The organism is Pseudorhizobium flavum (assembly GCF_044142885.1).
In the GTDB taxonomy this organism is placed as follows: domain Bacteria; phylum Pseudomonadota; class Alphaproteobacteria; order Rhizobiales; family Rhizobiaceae; genus Neorhizobium; species Neorhizobium flavum.
This window is the reverse complement of record NZ_JBIOKZ010000002.1, coordinates 471,595-490,945: the sequence shown is the minus strand read 5'-3', so window position 1 is coordinate 490,945 and position 19,351 is coordinate 471,595. Positions and strand designations below refer to the sequence as shown.

At 61.3% G+C, this 19,351-nt stretch carries 19 protein-coding genes; 7 read left to right on the top strand and 12 right to left on the bottom strand.

Annotation, left to right across the window (positions count from 1 at the left end; translation table 11 throughout):
* Positions 1–112: 112 nt before the first annotated feature.
* Positions 113–628, bottom strand: a complete 516-nt coding sequence (gene cobU / locus ACEPP2_RS05870; RefSeq protein ID WP_281978347.1) for a bifunctional adenosylcobinamide kinase/adenosylcobinamide-phosphate guanylyltransferase — start codon at positions 626–628, stop codon at positions 113–115.
* 481 nt (positions 629–1,109) lie between these two features.
* On the opposite strand from cobU, the gene ACEPP2_RS05865 reads away from it, so the two are divergent.
* Entirely contained in the window at positions 1,110–2,111 is a 1,002-nt protein-coding gene (locus ACEPP2_RS05865) for a glycine betaine ABC transporter substrate-binding protein (protein ID WP_395516059.1), read from the top strand.
* 186 nt (positions 2,112–2,297) lie between these two features.
* Entirely contained in the window at positions 2,298–2,648 is a 351-nt protein-coding gene (locus ACEPP2_RS05860) for a hypothetical protein (protein WP_395516058.1), read from the top strand.
* 75 nt (positions 2,649–2,723) lie between these two features.
* Here the strand turns inward: ACEPP2_RS05860 and ACEPP2_RS05855 are convergent, their stop codons facing one another.
* Positions 2,724–2,852, bottom strand: a complete 129-nt coding sequence (locus ACEPP2_RS05855; RefSeq protein ID WP_235864195.1) for an entericidin domain-containing protein — start codon at positions 2,850–2,852, stop codon at positions 2,724–2,726.
* 151 nt (positions 2,853–3,003) lie between these two features.
* Positions 3,004–3,900, bottom strand: a complete 897-nt coding sequence (locus ACEPP2_RS05850) for a LysR substrate-binding domain-containing protein (protein ID WP_395516057.1) — start codon at positions 3,898–3,900, stop codon at positions 3,004–3,006.
* Between the two features lie 202 nt (positions 3,901–4,102).
* On the opposite strand from ACEPP2_RS05850, the gene ACEPP2_RS05845 reads away from it, so the two are divergent.
* Together ACEPP2_RS05845 and ACEPP2_RS05840 are read left to right on the top strand one after the other, a co-directional pair.
* A complete protein-coding gene (locus tag ACEPP2_RS05845; protein WP_395516056.1) occupies positions 4,103–4,324 on the top strand; it encodes a hypothetical protein in 222 nt (73 codons plus the stop codon).
* Positions 4,325–4,494: 170 nt separating this feature from the next.
* Positions 4,495–5,523, top strand: a complete 1,029-nt coding sequence (locus ACEPP2_RS05840) for a GlxA family transcriptional regulator (protein WP_395516055.1) — start codon at positions 4,495–4,497, stop codon at positions 5,521–5,523.
* A 43-nt stretch (positions 5,524–5,566) separates the two neighbouring features.
* Here the strand turns inward: ACEPP2_RS05840 and ACEPP2_RS05835 are convergent, their stop codons facing one another.
* The 3 genes from ACEPP2_RS05835 to ACEPP2_RS05825 all read right to left on the bottom strand — a co-directional run bounded on the left by ACEPP2_RS05835 (position 5,567) and on the right by ACEPP2_RS05825 (position 11,584).
* Entirely contained in the window at positions 5,567–6,403 is an 837-nt protein-coding gene (locus ACEPP2_RS05835) for a response regulator (protein WP_077546491.1), read from the bottom strand.
* Positions 6,404–6,548: 145 nt separating this feature from the next.
* Entirely contained in the window at positions 6,549–9,062 is a 2,514-nt protein-coding gene (locus tag ACEPP2_RS05830) for a GcvT family protein (protein WP_395516054.1), read from the bottom strand.
* A gap of 128 nt (positions 9,063–9,190) precedes the next feature.
* On the bottom strand, positions 9,191–11,584 hold the full coding sequence (locus ACEPP2_RS05825; protein WP_395516053.1) for a mechanosensitive ion channel family protein: 2,394 nt from the start codon (positions 11,582–11,584) through the stop codon (positions 9,191–9,193).
* A gap of 198 nt (positions 11,585–11,782) precedes the next feature.
* On the opposite strand from ACEPP2_RS05825, the gene ACEPP2_RS05820 reads away from it, so the two are divergent.
* Positions 11,783–12,034 (top strand): GlsB/YeaQ/YmgE family stress response membrane protein, encoded by a 252-nt coding sequence (locus tag ACEPP2_RS05820; protein WP_052638585.1) that lies wholly within the window; start codon positions 11,783–11,785, stop codon positions 12,032–12,034.
* A 16-nt stretch (positions 12,035–12,050) separates the two neighbouring features.
* Here the strand turns inward: ACEPP2_RS05820 and ACEPP2_RS05815 are convergent, their stop codons facing one another.
* Entirely contained in the window at positions 12,051–12,593 is a 543-nt protein-coding gene (locus ACEPP2_RS05815; protein ID WP_395516052.1) for a DUF924 family protein, read from the bottom strand.
* 10 nt (positions 12,594–12,603) lie between these two features.
* Entirely contained in the window at positions 12,604–13,095 is a 492-nt protein-coding gene (locus tag ACEPP2_RS05810; RefSeq protein WP_395516051.1) for a heme-degrading domain-containing protein, read from the bottom strand.
* A gap of 272 nt (positions 13,096–13,367) precedes the next feature.
* Between ACEPP2_RS05810 and ACEPP2_RS05805 the strand changes: the two genes are divergently transcribed.
* Positions 13,368–13,850: a cupin domain-containing protein gene (locus ACEPP2_RS05805; protein ID WP_395516050.1), complete on the top strand. Its 483-nt coding sequence runs from the start codon at positions 13,368–13,370 to the stop codon at positions 13,848–13,850.
* Between the two features lie 36 nt (positions 13,851–13,886).
* Here the strand turns inward: ACEPP2_RS05805 and ACEPP2_RS05800 are convergent, their stop codons facing one another.
* The 4 genes from ACEPP2_RS05800 to ACEPP2_RS05785 form a co-directional block, all read right to left on the bottom strand.
* Complete coding sequence (locus ACEPP2_RS05800) at positions 13,887–14,549, bottom strand: HAD-IA family hydrolase (protein ID WP_395516049.1); 663 nt, start codon at positions 14,547–14,549, stop codon at positions 13,887–13,889.
* Between the two features lie 102 nt (positions 14,550–14,651).
* Positions 14,652–15,560 (bottom strand): methylenetetrahydrofolate reductase, encoded by a 909-nt coding sequence (locus ACEPP2_RS05795; protein WP_395516048.1) that lies wholly within the window; start codon positions 15,558–15,560, stop codon positions 14,652–14,654.
* Between the two features lie 102 nt (positions 15,561–15,662).
* Positions 15,663–17,075 (bottom strand): vanillate/3-O-methylgallate O-demethylase, encoded by a 1,413-nt coding sequence (ligM, locus tag ACEPP2_RS05790; protein WP_142587758.1) that lies wholly within the window; start codon positions 17,073–17,075, stop codon positions 15,663–15,665.
* Positions 17,076–17,221: 146 nt separating this feature from the next.
* The gene (locus ACEPP2_RS05785; protein WP_052638592.1) at positions 17,222–17,962 is read right to left on the bottom strand and encodes a GntR family transcriptional regulator; all 741 of its coding nucleotides are present in this window, start codon (positions 17,960–17,962) and stop codon (positions 17,222–17,224) included.
* Positions 17,963–18,166: 204 nt separating this feature from the next.
* On the opposite strand from ACEPP2_RS05785, the gene ACEPP2_RS05780 reads away from it, so the two are divergent.
* Complete coding sequence (locus ACEPP2_RS05780) at positions 18,167–19,336, top strand: MFS transporter (protein WP_395516047.1); 1,170 nt, start codon at positions 18,167–18,169, stop codon at positions 19,334–19,336.
* Positions 19,337–19,351 lie beyond the last annotated feature (15 nt).

The window sequence follows — 19,351 nt, the reverse complement described above, 5'->3', positions numbered from 1 at the left end:
ACAAGCCCACGGCGCACAGCCCCCGGTTGTTGGGCCGGCGACACCAGATTTGCGACACAAAAGACATAGGCGCACGACAGAAATGCCGGACATCCAGACCGTGTGACTTCGGCTATCCCTTCATCTTCAGCGGGAGACCCGCCGCAACGAGGTAGACCTCGTCCGCAACCGCAGCGACCTGCTGGTGTAGCCGGCCGGCATGGTCGCGAAACTCTCGGGCCATCCTATTCTCCGGGACGATTCCCAAGCCAACCTCGTTGGAAACAAAGAGGTATCGACCCCGGCGCTTCTCGATGTGATGGACCAGTTCCGCAGATGCCTGCTCCACATCCTCTCCTGCCATCATCAGGTTCGAGACCCAGAGCGTCAGGCAATCAACAAGCACGACCCGACCGTCCGACCCGACCTTGTCCAGACAATTCACCAGTTCAACGGGAGCTTCGTGCGTCGTCCAGCCGGTGCCCCGATCCTCGCGATGCCGGGCGATCCGCTGCGCCATCTCGTCATCGAATGCCTGCCCCGTTGCCACGTAATGGCGTTCCAGCCCGCTTTCACGGGAAAGCCGTTCGGCGAACGAAGACTTGCCCGACCGCGCTCCGCCGAGAATGAGCGTCGCATGGCTGCTCATCGGCAAATCATCTCAGCGCAATGGGTGGAACGGGGATCGGTGTGGATCGCGGCAGCACAGGGGCTGAAAGATCGGACGATTCGTAGATCCATGAGGCGTCCGCCTTGGTTCATCAGCGATGCGCTGCCGCGACAGAAAGATGGAGAGCGACAGGATCGATGTCAACCGACGGCACTCCACGACAGCATGATCATCGGGATACAAAGCGGCGGGTACGCACTACCTGACCCGCGCTCCGGCGAAGCAACCGTCCGCGATTGGATGATTAGCGTCACATCGTTACCGGAACGTTAGCCGCCGATCCTTCTGACAGATTTTTGCACCTGCCCTCACGAATGCGTGCCCCGGCGCGAGGCAATAAGCGGTTGATTTCAACTGGGCAAACCCTAGTCTGAAGGATGGTAACAGAGAACGCCGCTCCCCCTGGAGACAGTGCAGCCGAAGGCGGCAAGTGCGGCCCGAAAATCGAGACGGTTTGTAGATGAGCAGGCTACCAGTCTATCTCGGCGCACTCCTGGCGACGATCTCGATCAGGGTCGGGGCTGCAGAGGCCGCGTGCGGAGACATTAGCATCGCCGAGATGAACTGGGGCTCGGCTGCCGTGGCCGCGCATATCGACGAAATCATCCTCGAGCACGGCTACGACTGCGACGTCACGCTCGTACCCGGAGATACGATACCGACGTTCACGTCGATGCTCACGAAGTCGCAGCCCGATATGGCGCCCGAATTTTGGATCAATGCCGTGCGCGCGCCCCTGGCGAAAGCAATCGGGGAGAGCCGGCTGTTGCTGGGAGCGGAGATCCTCCAGGAGGGAGCGGTCGAAGGCTGGTGGGTGCCGGCATTCATCATCGAAGCACACCCGGAGATACGAACCGTCGACGATGCCTTGGCGCGGCCGGACCTCTTCCCCTCTCCCCGCTCCCCCGGCAAAGCAGCAATCCAGAGCTGTCCCGACGACTGGAGTTGTCAGGCAACAACCCGCAACCTGTTCCGGGCATTCGGCGCAGCGGACAAGGGATTTGAGTTGCTCGAACCCGCCACTGCAGAGGCTCTGGATGCCTCCATCGCCAGCGCGTTCGACACAAAGACGGGCTGGCTAGGCTACTACTGGGCGCCGACTGCCGCGCTCGGTAAATATCCCATGGCTCGGCTTTCCTTCGGGGTCACGCACAATCAGGTGGAGTGGGAAAACTGTACCGCCGTCCCTGGCTGCGCGAGCCCACAGAAAAACTCCTATCCCACCTCTCAGGCATTCACCCTGGTGACACAGGAATTCACCGAGAAGGCTGCCTCCGCAATGGACTACATCCGGACCCGGCAATGGTCGAATGCCACGATCAACGGCATCCTCGCATGGCAGGAGGAGAATCGAGCCAGCAACCGGGAGACCGCGGAGCATTTTCTGAAGATCCATGAGGAAGTCTGGTCGAAATGGGTGCTCCCGCTCGTGCAGGAGCGGGTCAAGACTGCGCTGCGATAGCGTCTGGCGCAGTGTTTGTCCCGACGCGAATGCAGGCAGAACCGCCTGAGTCAGGGGCCTCCACGAACTGAAATAGCAGCAGGCTTGCACCGTCATCGAGTTCGTCGTCGGCTCGCTTCGAAAGCTTCGCATCAGCATTCTGCAATAGTACGAGGGAATACACTGGAAAGCCCTGAGGACATGAGAATGAGCAAGATCGCCCCGATCGCCAATCGTGACATGGTCGCCGACAGCCTCTCCGGCCTGACCGATGAGAACCGATCATGGCTCGGGCTACTGATGGAGAAGCCGGCCTCGGACGATATCCTGCTCGACGGGCTGCACCTCTATCTCGATCGCCAGGCGGAGGCGCGCTTCCTCAACTCCTTGAAGCTTAGGCAGTGCGGCGAGTGGCTCGGGCACGCGGCACCGGCTCGCCTGCAGGTGAAGCTAATGGAGGCCGCACGGTCGAGCCAGCATGCGGCATATTCGGCTTTTCGTGACGGGCTTACAGAGTCAGGCGGGCTCGAGCGCGCCTATCCGGCGGCAAAGATCTGAGAACCGCTAAAGCTAATGCAAAAAGCCGGCGCTCAGCCGGCTTTCCACTTGCATCATGGGATTTGCGTCTGACGCTCAGCGCGCGGCGCGTTCCACGTTGCGGCCTGCATCCTGCGTTGCGTCAACGGCGTTGGCCGTATCCTGCCCCACGCCGCGAATCGTGTTGCCACAGGAACTCAGGGCAGCGGCTGTGAAAACGAGCATGGCGATGGCGGTTGCTTTTCTGGGCGTCATTCTCGAAGTCCTCCGATGGTTGCGGTCGTGCAAGGCAAAATGACCTTCCGCCACACGAACGCCTCAATCGGCAAAAAGTTCAATGCCCCGGCGAATGTGCCTATGTTCCTGCATGTTTGGGTCAGGCAGCGGCGCGTGTGATCTGACCGTAGAAGTCCCTGATGCTCTCCGCGACTGCCCGTGCGGGCACGGAAAGTTGTGGGCGCGTCAGCAGCCGGACATCGAAGCTGAAAAGATCCGGCAGGCCTTCCTGCTGCCCGAGCACGACCATCTCATCGGAGACGTAGGACCGGGGGAACGGCGCGATCGCGAGGTCGGAGAGGACTGCTGCACGCTGCGCCATGGTGTGGGCGCTGGCATAGGCGATCCGATAGCTCCGCTTGTGCTTCTCCAGCTGTCCGATCGCCTCCTGCCGCCAGCAGCACCCCTCCTCCCATACCGAGATAGGCAAAGGATCGCGCAGGTGAGCGTTACCACATTTCGCGCCGGCCCAGACGAGACGTTCCGTGTGGATGATGTCGCCAACGCCCGGAAAGGAACGCGGAGTGCAGTTGAACAGGGCAAGGTCGAGCCTCTGCTCCTCGACCCGCTTCCGAAGTGCTGAACTCATATCGACCGTTACGTCCACCATGATCCCGGGGAACTGTTCGGCAAAGTCCTTCAGAATGCGCGGAAGCAGACGCTCGGCGATATCGTCAGGCGCCCCCAGGCGCACCACGCCTGCCAGTTCCGGCATCACGAAACGGGAAACGGCCTCGTTGGACAGGGCCAGCATTCGCCGCGCATAGGAAAGCAGTACCTCGCCGTGCTGCGTGAGAGACACGGATCGGGCGTCGCGCAGGAACAATGTCGTCCTCAGCTGCTCCTCAAGCTTCTTGATCTGCATGGACACGGCTGAAGGCGTTCTGAGGACTACCTCGGCCGCCGTCGAGAAATTCCCGGTTTCAGCAATCGCGACGAAGGTGCGCAAGACGTCGTTATCAAGCAACGGAAGCGGTGGGCGGAAGGGAGCAGCCATGGCATCCTCATCAATTAAACTGAACTTAAGCACCATATCATTTCGTTTGATTGAACGTCAATCACGCCCCATGCTCTCTCCTACAGAAACGAATTGCATGAGGAATTGACCACAACATTTCATCGATTCCATTCGCGACATCAGATTGATTGATGCGTCTCCCGTGCCATCCTGAAGACGATCAGCCAAAGGAGTAGATACCATGTTAACTCTCTCGCCCTTGAACGGCAGCTCCGGCGGCCGTATCCGCCGCCTGACCCGCCCCCTCGCCCGCCTCAGTTCCCAACTGCAACATGAATGGAGGCAGCGCCGGACGGAGCGCGTGCTGAATGGCTTGCCGGCAGAAATCCGCAAGGACATCGGCTGGCCGGCCGGCGATCCTCTCGCATCGGACCTTCGCCATCCGGAGAATCCGTCACGGTGAATCCGCTGGTGCGGCCTCCACCAATGCTTCTGCTCAACTAGCAGCAGGACCGACCGAATCTACTGTGAGAACAAAAAGCTGGGGCCCCAAAGGGCCCCACTTCCCGACTGCGATTTTCCGTGCCACTCTCGGATCCTTAATCAGGCATTCGCAATCGACGGACACCGTGCATGAGCGTGATCAACGATCTTCGAGGAACAAGAAGAACCCTCGTCTTCTTCCTCGTTCCGGAGTTCACCCTGCTTCCTTTCTCTGCTGCGGTGGAGACGCTGCGGATTGCCAATCGCATGCTTGGCTACCGCGCTTACGAATGGCGCCTCTGTTCTGCGGATGGGGAAAAGGTGACCTGTTCCGCTGGAATCGGCATGGAGGTCGACACCTCGATCGCACAGGAGCGGAAATATCTCGGGGACGAGAAGCGCCCCAACATGGTGCTGGTGTGCTCCGGCATCGATGTCGAGGCCTATGACAACAGAAGCGTGAATGCCTGGCTTCGGGAAACCCATAACCGTGGTGTCGCGCTCGGCAGCCTTTGCACCGGCGCGCACATTCTCGCACAGGCTGGGCTTCTCGAGGGGCGCCGTTGCGCCATCCACTGGGAAAACCTCCCCGGCTTCGCCGAAGCCTTCCCGCAGGCGGAGGTCTATGCAGACCTCTATGAGATAGATGGAAACATCTATACCTGCGCGGGCGGAACCGCATCCCTCGACATGATGCTCACCCTGATTGGCGAGGATTTCGGCGAGAACCTCGTCAGCCGGATTTGCGAGCAGCAATTGACCGATCGCGTCCGAAGCCCGCACGATCGTCAACGGTTGCCGTTGCGGGCAAGGCTCGGCGTGCAGAACGCCAAGGTACTTTCAATCATCGAGCTGATGGAGAGCCATCTTGCGGAGCCTCTGTCGCTCGTTGAGATTGCGGAGGAGGCAGATCTCTCCCGGCGGCAGGTCGAGCGCCTGTTCCGCCAGGAAATGGGCCGCTCCCCCGCCCGCTACTATCTGGAGATCAGGCTCGACAGGGCGCGCCACCTCCTCGTGCAGTCCGCGCTGCCGGTAGTCGAGGTAGCGGTCGCCTGCGGCTTCGTTTCGGCGTCGCACTTTTCCAAATGCTACCGCGAGGTCTACGGTCGCTCGCCGCAGCAAGAGCGCGCCGGGCGCAAGCCGATCTTGGCATCGTCGAAACCCAGCGTGGCGGCGTAGCCGGCCTAGCCGCCTCCGCCGAGACTTTCACTTACCGCAGGCCCTAGGCGGCGGCAGGCTGCCGTTCATTCTTCAATGCACGGATCTGGATCAGCGTGTCCAGGTTCTGGTTGATCCGGCAGTAGAATTCCTCGTCGATGAACGGTCTCAGCATGAAGTCGTTACCGCCCGCTTTCAGGAAGCGCGCCGACAGCAGTCTATTGGATGAGGAGGACACACCGATGATGCGCAATTCGTGCGAGCCGCGGGCGGAACGAATGCGGCGCGTAAGCTCGAAGCCATCGATGTCCGGCATATTATAGTCCGTGACGACCAGACCGATGTCCGGATTGCTCTTCAGGATCTCGAGTGCCTTGGCGCCACTTTCTGCGGTGCTGACCCGGAAATTGTACCGCTTCAGACGGCTGGTCAGCAGGGCGCGAGCCGTCGGGCTGTCGTCGACGATCAGCACATGGTGGCGATGGTTCGTGAGAAAGCGGGCGACAGATTCCGCCAGCATGTCCACCGCAAAGACATTGTCCTTGATAATGTAGTCGACAATTTCCTTCGAGAGCAACTGATCGCGCGTCCCTTCGTGGAAGGTGCCGGTGAAGACGATCGTCGGAATGCTGAGATCAATGAGATATTCCAGCGCCTCGCCGTTCTCCGCCCCGGGCAGGTTGATGTTGGAGATCGCGAGCGTCACCGGAGATGTCGAGCGGTCGTAGGCAAGCTGGAGCTCTTCGAAATTCCGGCAGATCTCGACCTCGATCCCGAACAACTCTTTGAGCCGCGTCCCGATCATGGACGTGAAGACGTTCGAATCCTCGGCAAGCAGGATGCGCGAGTTCGCCAGAGATTGGCCGGAATACTGCATCCCGGAAATGCCAAGGAAAGTCATGTTGCCCCTTCAGTCGTTGCTGTCCCCACTTGGCACAACCTACCAAAGCTCGTTTGCAGAAGCGTTAATTCCTGTGGCTAACTTGTTGCTGAAGAACGAAAAGACGGCCGAAGCCGCGTCCTTGGTAAAGGTCCTGTTACTGTGCTTAAGCCCGAAGTGCAGCATTGTCCGGATCATACGGGCTTTCCGGCACGACGGTCGCGTCGTAGAGGTCCCCGAGGATTTTGATCTTCAGCCGCGTGCCGACCTCGCTCTGCCCCGGCTTCACCATGGCGAGCGCCAGAGATTTGCCTACCCGCCAGCCGTATCCGCCGCTGGTGGCCCGACCGACCAGTTCCCCCGCCTCGTCGTATATCGCTTCCGAGCCACGGGCGTCGACATCGCCGCTGCCCTCGACGACCAGCGTTACGAAGTTCCACCGCAGACCCTTTTCCTTGTAGGTGAGCATCGCGTCGCGACCGATGAAGCGCTTTTCGGGGCGGATGAACCGGTCGAGCGCCGATTCATAGGCGTTGTATTCGATCGACAGCTCACGCCCCATGTTGCGGTAGGATTTCTCCACGGCCATGGCGCTCATGGCACGGATGCCGAACGGCTTGATGCCGTCCTCCGCGCCCGCTTCCATCAGGCGGTCGAAGATGTAGGCCTGCATCTCGATCGGATGGTGCAGCTCCCACCCGAGTTCGCCGACGAAATTGACGCGAAGTGCATGAGCCGTGGCGATGCCGACCGAGATCTGCTTTGCAGTCAACCACGGGAAATCCTTGTTCTCAAGGCTGGTGCGCGTGAGCTTCTTTAGTACGTCCCGAGACTTCGGGCCGGCAAGCACGAGCACCCCGTATTTCTGCGTTATGGGCTGCAGATGGACCGAGCCATCGGTCGGCGCCAGCCGCTGCAGCAGGTCGTGGTCGTGCGCTTCGAGTCCCCCGGCGGAGACAAGGTAGAAGCGGTTTGGCGCCCATTCATAGACCGTGAATTCCGCCCGTACCCCGCCGGCCGGGGTGAGGACGTGGCAAAGCGCGATCCTGCCACGCTTCTTCGGGATTGCGTTGGCGAGGATTGAGTCCAGCCAGACCCGGGCGCCGGGCCCCGAGACTTCCATCTTGGCGAAGGGCGACATGTCCAGGACGCCCACATTCTCGTGGACGTTCCGCACCTCGTTGCCCACGTGTTCGAAGTAGTTCGAGCGGCGGAAGGACCACTTCTCCACGATCCGTCCGTCGTCCAAGGGCGGCGCGTGATTGTGGCTGGTGATGACATCTGCGCCGACACCCAATTGGTCTTTGGGCACCTCGTAGCCTTCCGGCGCGTACCAGTTCGCGCGCTCCCAGCCGTAGACGGAGCCGAATACGCCGCCGAGCTTCTTCAGCCGGTCGTAGATCGGCGTCGACTTCAGCGGACGTGCCGCGGCACGCTCCTCATCCGGATAGTGCATGGTGAAGACGTTGGCATAGGCCTCCTCGTTCTTGGCAATGAGGTAGCCTTCCGTCGCATAAGGTCCGAAGCGCCTGGGATCGACGCCCATCAGGTCAACGGTCGGCTCGCCGTCCACGATCCATTCCGCGAGTTGCCATCCGGCCCCACCGGCGGCGGTGATGCCGAAGGAGTGGCCCTCATTCAGCCAGAAGTTCTTCAGACCGGGAGCTGGGCCGACGATCGGGTTGCCGTCAGGCGTATAGGCGATGGCGCCGTTGTAGACCTTCTTGATGCCGACCTCCCCAAAGGCCGGCACGCGGGCGATGGCCGCCTCGATGTGTGGCATCAGCCGGTCCAGATCCTCCTGGAAAAGCTCGTATTCGCTCTCCGCCGAGGGACCATCGACGTAGCATACCGGCGCACCGACCTCATAAGGGCCGAGGATCAGTCCGCCGGCTTCCTCGCGCATGTACCAGGCACTGTCCGACTCACGCAGGACACCCATCTCCGGCAGGCCCTGGCGCCGGCGCTCCTGGATCGCCGGATGGGGCTCCGTGACGATGTACTGGTGCTCGACGGAAATGACAGGGATATTGATGCCGACCATCTCGCCGGTCTTGCGGGCGAAGCTTCCGGTACAGGAGATGACGTGCTCTGCGGTGATCTCGCCCTTGTCGGTCGTCACCTTCCACATACCGTCCTGCTGCTGCTCGATCGCAGTGACGGCGGTGTGCCGGTAGATCGTCGCGCCGCGGTCGCGGGCTCCCTTCGCCAGCGCCTGGGTGAGGTCAGCCGGCTGGATATAACCATCATCCGGATGCTGGATGGCGCCGAGCAGGCCGTCCGTCTCGCAAAGCGGCCACACCTCCTTCACCTGTTCGGGCGTCAGGATGTTGACCCTGACACCGATCGTCTCCGCAATGCCGGCATAGTACATATACTCGTCCCAGCGATCCCTGGTGCGGGCGAGCCGGATGTTCGAGACTTTGGCAAAACCGACATTCATGCCGGTCTCCGCCTGGAGTTCCTCGTAAAACCGGACAGAATACTTGTGCAGCTGGCCGACCGAATAGGACAGGTTGAAAAGCGGCAGCAGACCGGCGGCGTGCCAGGTCGAACCCGATGTCAGCTCCTTGCGCTCGATCAGGACGCTGTCGCTCCACCCCTTCTTCGCCAGATGATAGAGCGTCGAAACGCCGACAACTCCGCCCCCGATGACAACGGCACGCGCATTCGCCTTCATTCACTCGCCCCTCGCGTTGATCGTCTTTCCTGACAAGACGATGCATGACCTTGGCTGCAAGAAATATGCAGTTCCCGCCACAAGACGAAACGCCTGATTACGACATCCGAAAAGCTTGCCGCGACGGCTTACACGCCGGCGCCCCCCTCCACGGTTCCGTCTTCGTCCTTCCCCGACGCTTCCCTGTTTCGACCCGGGCGCGGCAGGATCATGATGTCCTGGCGGACATACGGGATTTCGATCCCCTCCACTTCGAAACGCTTCAGGATTTCGATGCGCACTTCAGCCCGGATGCGGATCCCGTCGGAATAGTCCGCGAGGCAAAAGCGCAGTTCGAAGTCGAGCGAGGACGCACCGAACGCGAGGAAATCGACATGGGGCTCCGGATTGCGAAGCACTTCGGGTACCGCTCGGGCGATCTCCAGCAGGATCGCGATCACCTTCTCCGGGTCCGTCCCATAGGCGACGGAAACTGGAATTTCCGACCGCTGCACGCGGTTTCGATGGGTCCAGTTACCGACTGGCGCATTGATCAGGTCCGAGTTCGGCACGATGATCGACTGCTTTCGGAAGGTCTCGATCTCCGTCGCCCGGACTGAAATGCGTTTGACGATGCCTTCAGTTGTCCCGGTAACGACATGGTCTCCGACCTTGAACGGACGCTCCACGAGCAGAATAAGCCCGGAGACGAAATTCGAGACGACATTCTGCAGGCCGAAACCGATGCCGACCGAAAGCGCCGAGGCCACAAGCGCAAGGCTGGAAAGATCGATGCCGGCCGCCGACACGCCGAGGATGACCGCGATCCCGATACCGAGATAACCGATGCCGGTCTTGACCGAATTTCGCACGCCCGTGTCGACGTGGCTGCGTGCAAGGACGTGGCTGTCAATCCACTTCTGGACCCATTTGGTGGCAAGGTAGCCCAGCCCGAACAGCAGGAGCCCGCCCAGGATCCCCACAATCGAGATGGAGATATTGCCGATCGTGATCCGGGTGAAGAATCGATAGATCCAGGCCTCGATATCGGTGATCTGAAAACCCCAGGTCAGCAGGATGAGGGGTATGCCGAGAAGAAGAGCGATGGCGTAGACCAGAAGGCCGGCAGCAAGCCCAATCTGGTCCAGCGCGACTTCGCCCAACTGGAACCGCCTCGCCAGTCGCTCGCCCAGCCCCGTGCGCGCGAACGCGCCCTCCTTGCCGACCGCCTTGCCCGACAGGATGCCAATGTAGGTGGTGACGAGAACCGCCCCGGTCAGCACGATCTGCGTGGCAACGAAACGCGCAAGTCCCGCATAACCTGCCATGACCGTCAGGATGAGCAGTACCCCCATGACCCGCAACAGGACCGCCAGCCACCGTGGCCAGCCGCGTCCAGGCAGAGCCGGATCCTCATGCAGAACCGGACGTGCAAACGACAGGGCGAGGAGGATGAGGCCGATCACCAGCGAGGCGACGACGCTCTTTGCGATTGTCAGTTCCAGGGGTGAATTCAGCACCTCGCTGACCACCCCAAGCAGATAGTCGAGGCCGTTGACGACAGCCATCGCGACGATGGCTGAAACCAGCAGATGGGCCCCTCGATCCGTGACCCGCACAAGCCGCCAGTGGGGATAGCGCGGTGAGAGCACGGCATCGGCCAACTGCCAGATGAAATAAACGAACCAGATGAAGCCGAACGCCGCCCCGATGATGGGAGCAACATCCCTTCGCATCACATTGAAGCCATCCAGAAAGAGATAGGATGCAACAAGAAAGGCCGTCAACGAAAGCGTCCTCGTCACGGTCGTCCAGAATGCGAGCGAAAGCCGCTTGATATAGGTCGGCTGCTCCAGCGAGGGATCCCGCGCGATCAGTCTCGCGAACAGGCGCTGGCCGCCAGACAGGAATAAAAGCGCCGCACCCAGCGAAAGCAGGATCGCGGCCAGAAGCGGGAGTTTCTTGAACTTCCATGCAAAGCTCAACCAGCTCCCCACCGTGCTGCCGAGATCGCGCATTTCACGTACGAATGCCTCGCCAGCCTGGCCGAACAGCCCCAGCGAAAGCTCCGTCCGCTTGAGCAGCGTCTGCGTGAAGAGATCTCGCCGCAATGTCGAAATGCTGCTGGTCGCCTGGTTGGCATTGGTTCTGAGGTTGGCGGCGTCATCGATAATGACCGTCAGTTCGGCGCGCTCCGTCGTCAGGCGATTGCGCTCGTCCGTCACCGCCTCGGCTTCGGCGGGCTGGCCGGCTGCGGGCGCCTCACCCAGGTCTGCCAGTCGCGCCTGAATCTGCGAAAGGCGCGTCTCCAGATCCGCCGAGGCGCCTTCCAGTTCCGTAGCCACCTCGTCCGCCTGGACGCGCAGCTCCGCGAGCTTCAGGTCATCGATCGGCGTCTGCTCCAGACGCTGGCGGATGTCGATCAGCCTCTGGCGCGAAGCTTCCAGCCTCTCCGCCATCTCGTCGTTGATGGAATCGGCCGTGACTTCGGTTGCTGCCGGCTGCTGCGCATGCACCCTGCCCATTGGGTGAGCAGAGAGCATCAGAGCCGCGATCAATGTGAGCTGGAGGAGCCCGATGCCGAAAGAGAAAGAACAAGTACGACGCAGCTTCAACGGAGGTCACCGGATCATGGATTCGTTTGTCGGCAATCTAGTTCCACCACCAACAAAGGAAAGGCGGCGGGAACCTTGGAACATTGTCTCGCGTTACCAACGGCAACCACCACAGGAGGGTAAGGCATGGAAGACGCAGGTATCGGCTGGATCGCGGCCATCATCATCGGGGGTATCGCCGGCTGGCTTGCCGAGCAGTTCATGAAGAGCAATATGGGCATCTTGATGAACATCCTGCTGGGCATCGTCGGCGCCATCATCGCCAACGCTCTGCTTGGCCTTCTCGGCATCAGCCTTGGCGGCTGGATCGGCTATCTCATCGCCGGCTTTATCGGTGCATGTATCCTGATCTGGGTCGGGCGAATGATCCGACGCTAGAAGCAACCACTAACGACTAGAAACCGGCGCCGGGCTTCGACAGATAGTCGAGTTCGGCGCTGTTTGATTCGCGACCCAGCAGCGCGTTCCGGTGGGGGAACCGTCCAAACTCCCGGATTACGGCAAGATGCCGCTCAGCATAATCAAGATACTCAGGATCGCCGAGTTTACGGAATAACTCGACCGACAATTCCTGATCCGCGAGGCTCTCTGAGTGCTCGAAGGGCAGATAGAAAAAGGCTCGCCGCTCCTCCGGCACTCCCATATCAGCCCCCACATCGAGAGCCAGCCGAGCCTCGCGCAAGGCTATCCAGTCTGCCGCGAATGCGAGCGGAGTGCCGCGATAGATGTTGCGTGAAAACTGATCGAGAACGATGATCCCGGCCAGCCGCTGGTCAGGTGAGCCTCGCCACTCCGCTACCCCGCTTCGTGCCAGATCAAGGTGCGTCCGGCCAAATCGTGCCGAAATTTCAGCATCGACCTCGGCAGACACCTGGAACCACTCTTTGCGCGTCAATTCCTCGAACCAGAACTGCAAAACGGTGTGCGGCGCTTCCATCTCGTCTCCTTCAGGTCAGTCGTAGAACGTCGTGGTCCTGGTCAAGCATGCGGCACAAAGCTTCGACGACCAGATTGTGATCTTCCCGCTGCGGCAGTCCCGAAACGGTGATGGCGCCGATGCATCCAGTTCCCTTCAACGTGATCGGGAAGCTGCCACCATGCGTCGCGTACTCCGCGGATGGAAGCCCGTACTTCGCTTCGATGGTGGTGCCTTGCTGGGAAAGCGCCAATCCGACGGCATAGCTCGACCGGAAAAAGCGAAGGGTGACGGCCCGCTTTCGCCGTATCCACGAGGCGTTGTCCGCTGTCGTAAATGTCAGGGCGCAGTAGAAGACAGGCATGGAATGGAGATGAACGTCGACCACCACGCCCGCACCTCGCTCAAGCGCCATGTCCCGCAGCAAGGAGCCGAGCCTCCAGGCCATCTCTCCATCGAACTGCGGGAAGGCAAGCGCCCTCTCCTGCTGCAGTATCTTCTCCAGGTCTTTTTCTTCAGTCATTCCGAAATCCGCCGTGTTTTGCCCGAGCATTGAGGACGAACCAGGGGGATAAGTAAAGCCCGAGGAAGTATCGCATTGGTACAGGGTCACCCTTCACCTGGGCCGATGCGTGAACATCTCCTTCACCAACGACTTGCCTTCAAGTGCATGGAGGTTGAACAATGAGCCGAAGCAACGTTAGCTCCTATCAGCCGGCCAGCCACCGGTCAGGGGCTCGCGGACCCACTGCTCGGAAGAGTTGGTGAGCCCCGCCAATGCGCACGAGGAACGGCATGTCAGACGACCATCATGATCATCCAGCCCCCGCTACGGACTGGCGCGACAACGGCGTCAAGGTCATACCCGGCAACTCGCTGGATCCAAACACCGCCCAGACGCCTGGAATGAACCGCGCCACCGCGATCAATCATGCGCGCGCCGGAGCGGAGAAGATCTGGGCCGGCACCGTCACGATCCACGCCAACGCCAAGACCGGAGCCCACCACCACGGGGATCTCGAAAGCATCATCTATGTCGTCAAGGGCAAGGCACGGATGCGCTGGGGCAACAATCTGGAGTTCGTGGCAGAGGCAGGCCCTGGCGATTTCATCTACGTCCCGCCCTTCGTGCCCCACCAGGAAATCAACGCCAGCCGGGATGAAACCCTGGAATGCGTCCTCGTCCGATCGGGTCAGGAACCCGTCGTCGTCAACCTGGACATAGAACCGGTGGAGAAGCCCGAGGAAGTCTTGTGGAAGGATCCGATCCACCGCTGATCGTTGCGACGAGCGGTCGCCGTGTCGTCGCTTATGCTAACGGAATTGAATGGATAGCCGCCCGCCGGCGCCTATCGCCACCCGAACCTCCCCATAGTGCGGCAGCGTCGGATAGTCGGTTTCGATGGGATGCTGGTGGGTTGTCGTGATCACCGTAATGTCGGTTCCAGCGGCTTCCGCGGCCACGACTCCGGCCAGGACATCCTCGAAGACCATTGCATCGGCCGCGTCCACCCCCAGTCGCTCCAGGCCGAGCTGGTAGCACCGAGGGTGGGGTTTCCCGACCGCAACATCCTCTGCAGTCACCATGATACGGGGTTGCGGCAGGCCCGCGGCGGCGAGCCTTGCGCGCGCGAGGTCCATAGGCGCCGACGTCACGATGGCCCAGCGCTCCGGCGGCAGGGACGCCAGGAAATCAGCCGCGCCCTCGATCGCAACGACACCCTCGACGTCTTCGATTTCGCCACGAAGGATCTCGGCTGCCTCCACCACCGGATCAATCCCGGGGAGGTTCAGGGCCGTAATGGTATCGATGCCGCGCTTGCCGTGCATGGTCGGCAGGAAAGTCGCAAGATCCAAGCCCTGCCGCGTGGCCCATCGACCCCAAACCCGCTCCGCCGCGGCAATCGAATTGAGGAGGGTGCCGTCCATGTCGAACAGGAAGCCGCCATAGGTCTTGGTGCTGGGAAACTGGTACATCAGAAGGTGTGGGTCCGCCGGCGCGTCTGTTCATGCCGCTGCCAAGCGCGACCACCCTTCATATTTCTGATGCGCTACGCATGCAAGCTGACAGCGGCGGCACTAATCCTGGTGGGACGCCCCGTCCCTCACTCTCGCCAGCCAGTCCGCACTTGCCTGTATCCCGCCCAGCGGAAACACATGCACCCGCTCGATGGAACTTTCCGGGTAAGCTGCGCGATGGGCGGCGATGTCCACGAGGAAGTCCGTCGGTTCGTACGGAACCAGCAGCTTGCGCAGGTCGAGAGCCCGCTTCTGCAGGACGTTTAGCGACGGCCCAACGCCACAGGCTACGGCATACTTTATCAGTGTCTGCAGCTTTGTCGGACCAGCGACACCGACATGGATAGGGAGAGTGATCCCGGCGGCCGCGATACGTTCAGCCCAGGCAATTACCGGTGCCGCCTCGAACGCGAATTGCGTGACGATGGCCATCTCGGCATCCGTGCGCTCGGAGAAGGACTGCTTCCACTTGAGCGCCTCATCGACAACGGCTGTACCACCGTCACGATCGATGTCCTTGTTCCCTTCGGGATGGCCGGCCACGTGCAGCCGGTCAAAGCCGAGCCGGTCGAACACGCCCGTTTCCAGCATTGCGATCGAGCTGTCGAGGTCGCCAGCCGGGGTCGACACACCGCCGCCCAGCAGCAGCGCCTGCGTGACACCCGCCTCCTCCCGATAGCGCCTTACCCAGGTCTCCAGCGTCAGGCGATCCGGGATGATCCGCGCCGGAAGGTGCGGCATCGGCTGGAAGCCCTCATCCGTCAGGCGGCGCGCGGTCGCCACCATGTCGTCGATCGGCGTATCGCGGATATGAGCCACATAGACCCGCGTCCCCTGCGGCAGGATCTGCCGAAAGTCACCGATCTTGGCCGCTGTTCGCGGCATGACTTCAATGGAACAGTCCGTTAGCACGGATGCCAGCGAGGCTGAGTTCTCGGCCGTCTCGTCATTGCGAAACACGCTTGTCATTCCCATGGCCAACCCTAGACGTCCGACGTTCGAGCGGACGCTCCTCGTAAAGCAACAGAAACCAAGCAACGGGCGCGCCTGGCACGCCCGTCACCAGCCGGCTCAGCCGGCCTTTTTCGTGCGCCAGCTCTCTGCATAGTTCTCGCGAGCTTCCCGGGCATAGGGGGTTGGCGACACACGCACACGGATCTCCGCCTGCTTGTGGCGTTCCGTCGATGTCTTGCCGGTGCCGCCGTTCGGCTCGCCCCAGATCATCGTCAGCACATCGCCTTCCTGGACATCGGCATCGACCACGCCGAGCGACAGCATGCAGCGTTCGTTGTAGCTGTAGCCGTTGAACATCGACATGCCGACCATCTTGCCGTCGTGCATGACCATGTCGGCACTGGTGGAGGCATAGTTGGGCTGCGGGAAGTCGATCCACTTGTAATGGTCCTCTCCCGGTTGGAAGGCCGATGCAATGACCTTAACGACGTCCTCCGCATTCCATTCGAAGGTGACCTTCTTGCGGTTCCTCCCGTCCTTCATCTTCTCGAGCGCCTGCTTGCCGATGAAGTCGGACTTCCAGCCGATGTAGAAGCCGTATCCGAGTTCGAAGGGGTTGACGTAGTAGTCTTCGATGTTGCTGGACACGAAGCTGCCGCCGATCGCCCCCGTCGCCTCATAGCTGTCGGCGCCCAGCCAGTCGCGGTACTCCTTCATCATCCCGTCACCGGTGTAGATTCCCGGCAGCGGCGACGGAATCCAGCCAGATTCCAGCGTGTTCGTGGAGTACGCGCGGCTGCCGACCTGGTGAAGGTCGACACCGGCGTCGCGCGCGGATTGCAGGATCACGCTGCGGATATACTCGAGATCAGCGTAAGGCCCCCAGATCTCCAGGCCAGGTGCGCCGGCCATGCCGTGGCGCAGTGCCTGCACCCGCTTGGAGCCAACATTGATCCAGTCGACGTGGAAGAACTTGATGTCCGGAACCGGACCGCCATTCATCTTCTCGAAGATTTTCGGTGCATCCGGACCCTGGATCTGGAACCGATAGTGGGTGCGGTAGACCGCCTTGCCGTCCGGTCGCGAGGGCGAGCGTGGATCGCGATGTATACGCACGTTCCACTTGCCGATTGCCTGCTGGAACTGCACCCAGTTGGCGGTCGGGGCACGTCCGACGAGGATGAACTTGTCCTCCCGCTCCCGGAAGATGATCATGTCACCGATCACGTGGCCGGCCGGCGTCACCGGTACGAAGTGCTTTGCACGGTTCAGGTCGAAGTTGGCGAAGCTGTTGATCCCGACATACTCAAGGAAAGCAGCTGCCTGAGGCCCTTCGACGATCACTTCATCCATATGGTGGGACTGATCGAACAGGACCGCGGATTCGCGCCAGGCACGCTGCTCGTCGCGCCAGTTTGTGAACTCCGGCGCCACCACCGGGTATACATACATTCCGACTTTGGAGTTGCGGAGCATCTCCACGACGTTGCCGCTGGCACTAATGACGTCCGAAAGACTGGATCTCGTCACGATATCTCCTCCCTGAGATGAGTGATGATGTATACATCATCCTCATTCAGGGCAAAACATCAAGAGGGCTGACGGCGAATTCTCTCAAGCGTCATCGCAACCCTGTATGCACGGGGAGCCAGTCTGCCTTGATTGATCACTGGAAATCAGCTGTTGAGAAGCGCCAGCCCCGGGACACGGAGTATGAGGTCGGGGTCCTCGAGGGTCACATATTCGAGATTTCGGCGGGCAATCCGCGCATGCTCCCGCGCAATGAACTCTGCACGAGTGCCCTCCCGTGAACCGATCGCCGATACCAGCGCGCGATGCTGCTCCTGCGCCACATGGAGCGACTGCCTGAAGACATCGATATTCGTTCGGTCAGAGAGGAACGCCGAGGGTGAAGCGAAGGGCAGACGCGTTGCGCGATCGATTTCGCGCTGCAGGACCGCACTGCCGGAGAGCTCCACCAGGATGCGATGGAACTGCCCGTTGAGCTCCGAATAGCCCTCGAAATCCACGTCGTTGGGTGCCGCACCGAAACAGTCATCCAACTGGATCAGCACCTCTTCCATCTCCTGCAGCCGCCTCGCCGGCGCTCCGCGCTCGGCTGCGAGCCGCGCCGCCGTCCCTTCGAGCACGCCACGCAATTCGATCGCGTCTACGACATCGGCAAACGTGAAGCTGCGGACAACGAAACCGCCATTAGCGAGCCGGTCCAGCAACCCCTCCTCGGCCAGGCGCGACATCGCCTCGCGAATCGGAGTTCGGGAAATCTGCAGCGTCTCGGCAAGCGGGACCTCAAAAAGGCGCGTGCCGCCGGGAAAGTCACCATTCAGGATACGCTTGCGAAGCTCCATCAGCGCCGCAAGTGTGTGCGTCGTCCGCCCCGTATCCTCGATCGACATGGTCCTGCCCCTGTTTCCTTGCCCGAAAATCTAGCGGGGGACCCAGGTGCCCGCAAGCATATTTGCCACGCTGCATACATCTGCAGGAGCCAGACCTTGGCGTATCGATCTCTCCCCTATACCAACTCTTCCGGGACATCTGCCCGGCCGCCGAGTCGCGTGGAGGCGCGCTCGCCCACCGGGGATGAAATTGAAGAGTAGGCAATGACGACACGCTGGAGCCACGTCACCATAGCGGTGCTGGGAGGAGTTGCTGCGGCGGTGCATGTCGGCAAGGTTCCGCCTGCCTTGCCGCTTCTGCGCGAGGAACTGCAACTGGATCTTGTCGCTGCCGGCTGGCTCATGGGGCTGGTCGCGCTGATGGGCGGTCTTCTGGGCCTCGTCATGGGGCGGCTCGCCGATCGCGTCACGCACCGGCGCGCGATGATACTCAGCCTCGTCCTCCTGACATGCGGGAGCATGGCGGGTCTGTTCGCACACTCGGCAGCAGTGCTTTTCGCCAGTCGGATCGTAGAGGGCTTCGGATTGATCCTGGCCGTTGTCGCTGCGCCTGCGCTCATTACGAGCGCGACCGAGGCCCGCGATCGCGGGCTCGCTTTTGCAATCTGGGCCGCCTGGTTGCCGGTCGGTGTCGGTGGAATGATGCTCGTCTCACCGGTCCTGCTGCCGGTCTACGGCTGGCGCGGCGCCTGGATTGCCGCTGCACTTTTCACGCTCATACCCCTGGCAGCTCTCCTCCTGTGCAGGCCGGTCTCCTCCGTCACCGGAGCCACGCCGCCATCTTCCCTTCTCGATGGAGCAAGACTGACGGTCGCCCTTCCGACCACCTGGCTGCTTGGCGGAATGTTCCTGCTCTATGCGGCAAGCTTCATGTCCGTCTTCGGTTTTCTGCCAACGATGCTGATCGAGGAGAGCGGGCTCGCATTGGGCACTGCTTCCGCGATGACGGCAATCGCCGTACTCGCGAATGTGCCGGGCAACATCGCCGGAGGCTATCTGCTACGTCACGGTGCGCGGCGATGGGCATTGATCGTCATCGCCTTCTTCCTACTGTCGCTGAGCGCCTTCGCCGTCTTCGCATCAGAACTGCCGCTGACGATCCGCTACACGGCCGCGTTGATCTATGCGGCAACCGGCGGGCTTCTTCCCGCCTCGATCATGAGCGCTCTCCCCGCCTATGCGGCCCGGCAGGACCTCGTCAGCACGATCAGCGGCTTTGTAATGCAGGGCACCAACCTGGGGCAGTTTCTCGGACCGCTGCTACTCGCCGCCGTGGTATCCGCCAAAGGCTGGGCCGCGGCACCCTATTATGTCGCTGCGACAGCCCTCTTTGGTATCCTTCTTGCCCTGATGTTCCGGCGCCGGGAGATCTGACTGGGACGGACAAGT